Annotated in this window: 3 protein-coding genes; all 3 read right to left on the reverse strand. The window is 49.0% G+C overall.

What is annotated here, in order from left to right:
• On the reverse strand, nt 1-425 hold a 425-nt coding region (locus tag NZ772_16585), incomplete at its 3' end, for a protein kinase (protein MCS6815172.1).
• Nucleotides 426-429: 4 nt separating this feature from the next.
• On the reverse strand, nt 430-927 hold the full coding sequence (gene ispF, locus NZ772_16590) for a 2-C-methyl-D-erythritol 2,4-cyclodiphosphate synthase (protein ID MCS6815173.1): 498 nt from the start codon (nt 925-927) through the stop codon (nt 430-432).
• Nucleotides 928-962: 35 nt separating this feature from the next.
• On the reverse strand, nt 963-2,951 hold a 1,989-nt coding region (locus NZ772_16595; protein MCS6815174.1), incomplete at its 5' end, for a cation-transporting P-type ATPase.

Below are 2,951 nucleotides of genomic sequence, written 5' to 3' on the forward strand. Positions count from 1 at the left end.
GTGAGGTTGCGATGTAGTATCGATCGCTGGTGCATGGCACTAAGGGCACTGCCTGCCTGGCGAATATATCGCAGGGCTTGGGGAACGGTTAATGCACCTGCTGTGCGCACAATATTCGTGAGTGATTGTCCTGGAATGTACTCCATCACCAAGTACAGAATTCCGTTGTCTAGGAACAACTCCAGTAGCCGAATCAAGTGAGGATGTTTACAGCTTGCTATTCGCTTGGCCTCAGTTGCAAAGGCCTTACGCAGCAACATAAAGTCAGGCTGTTGCTTCAGACTGTCGTTGAGTTTAACAATCACCACAGGCTGATCAAAGCCAACACAGATTGCTCGATAGCTCGTGTATAAGCTACCTTGCCCCAGCAACTGCTGAAGTATGTACTTGCCGTTATGGAGACTGTTAGCTAGGGACGAACTCATCAATTCATTCCAATGCGTTATCCATCACTTGATGCAGCAAAGCTACCGCGTAGGCAGCAATTCCCTCTTCTCGCCCTACAGCATCTAGCTTTTCGTTGGTGGTTGCTTTGATAGATATTTGCTCTGGTTGCAGGCAAAGGGTACTAGCAAGTCGATCGCGCATTGCCTGAATGTGAGGCTTTAGCTTAGGCCGTTCCGCAATGACAACAGCGTCAATGTTTACAATTTGCCATTGGCGTTCCTGCAAGAGCTGGTGTACCTTGACCAATAACTGCTGACTATCCGCTCCTGCCCATTTGGGATCGCTGGGTGGAAAGTAGTGACCAATATCCCCTAAACTCAGGGCACCAAGCATAGCATCCATAATGGCATGGGTTAAAACGTCAGCATCGCTATGGCCCAGTAACCCTAGCTCATGAGGAATATGAATTCCACCCAAAATTAAGGGGCGATTGGGAACTAAGCGATGCACGTCATAGCCATTGCCGATTCGGAGGGGTATCACAGTCTCTACACCTTATGGAATATTTATAAGTTCTACACCTTGATGAAATGCTTGTAGGCACGTACAGCCAACTTTTCGGCTTCTATCCAAACTAAAACCAGAGCACTAAAGCCAAAACAAACACCTAATTCAGGTAAGGTCAAGTAGTAGGTACCAAAAAAGCCTCGGAGAACAGGAACGTAGACCAATGCTAGCTGTAAGAGTGTTGTGAAAATTACAGCAGCAGGGACATATGGATTAGAGATGGGGTTCATTTCAACAATTAGCCGATTACTAGAGCGAATAGCAACAGCATGACCCATTTGGGCAATGCAGAGGGTTGTAAAAACCATAGTTTTCCACATGTCTTGACGCTCAAGAGGTAATGTGCGGCTGTAGCCATAAGCCCAAATCATCAAAATAATTGTCAGGACGGCAAAAACAATGCCAATACGCAACATGTAAGAGCCTAGTCCACGGGCAAATATGCTCTCTGAGGGATTATGGGGCGGACGCTTCATCACATTAGCATCAGCAGGCTCTACAGCTAGGGCTAATGCTGGCAATCCATCGGTGACCAAGTTCATCCAGAGAATTTGCAGGGGCGTAAGTGGTACATCCCCAATAGCCAATAATGGTGCGGCGGCAATGGTCAAGAGTTCACCAATGTTGCTACCTAGGATATAGCGAATAAATCGACGAATGTTGCTGTAAACAACACGCCCTTCTTCAGTAGCGGCAACGATCGTAGCAAAGTTGTCGTCTAGTAACACCATATCGCTGGCTTCTTTGCTGACATCTGTGCCCGTGATGCCCATGGCAATGCCAATGTCTGCCTGCTTTAGGGCTGGCGCATCATTGACGCCGTCCCCGGTCATTGCCACAATGTGATTTCGGCGTTGCAAGGCTTGCACAATCCGCAGCTTGTGTTCTGGAGCCACCCGTGCATAAACACTGACTTGCTCGACGTGCTCTTCTAGCTCGGCTGGACTCATTGCTTCCAACTCTCGGCCAGTAAGCACTTCAGTCCCTGGTTGAGCAATGCCGACTTGCTGTGCGATCGCCTGGGCAGTTAGCTGATGATCACCCGTGATCATGACAGGGCGAATACCTGCGGTCAGACACCGCGCAACTGCATCTTTCACCTCAGGACGAGGTGCATCCATCATGCCTATCAACCCTAGCCAAGTCAGTTCTCGCTCAACGGTCTCCTCATTGTCAACGGTGGGCATTGTCATCAATGGTCGATAGGCAAAACCTAGCACTCGCAAGCCCTTAGCTGCCATCTGATTGTTTTGCTCAAGAATTTGCTGCCGATGGTTGTTGTGCAGTGGTTCGGGACGATCGCCGCTATAGATCTGCGTACATCGCTCTAGCAAAAGCTCTGGTGACCCCTTAGAGAACAATAGATAGGGAGCTGTATCCAATAACCAAGTGTCAGACTCTAGCACATGTCTTGCCCCAGAAATCGCTGACTTTCGGCAGATTACACTCATGCGCTTCCGTTCAGACGAAAAGGCAAATTCTGCCACTCGATGCAAACTGTTAGCCCACTGAGATGCATCAAGTCCTGCCTTAGCCGCTAGAGGTAGTAGCGCCCCTTCTGTAGGATCACCCAGAATTACCCAGTTGCCTCTGTCGTGTTGTAGGGTTGCATCATTGCACAGTGCACCCGCCACTAGCAGCGGACGCAGTTCAGGCTGTTCTAAGGGCAATATTTCTGTGTCGCCGTAGAATTTGCCATTCGGTTCGTAACCATCGCCGGTAACTTGTAGGGAAAAATTCACTGTATTGATCGCTTGGGCAATCATCTTATTTTGGGTCAAGGTTCCAGTTTTATCTGAGCAAATTGTAGTGACTGAGCCTAGGGTTTCTACAGCAGGCAACTTACGAATCAGGGCTTTACGTCGTACCATGCGCTGAGTTCCTAATGCCAGAGCCACGGTGATCACAGCAGGCAACCCTTCAGGTACCACAGCCACTGCCATACTCAGTGACACCTCTACCAAAGCTTGCAATTGACCCCAACCTGCCACAATCAG

It is taken from the genome of Cyanobacteriota bacterium (assembly GCA_025054735.1).
Taxonomy (GTDB): Bacteria; Cyanobacteriota; Cyanobacteriia; order SKYG9; family SKYG9; genus SKYG9.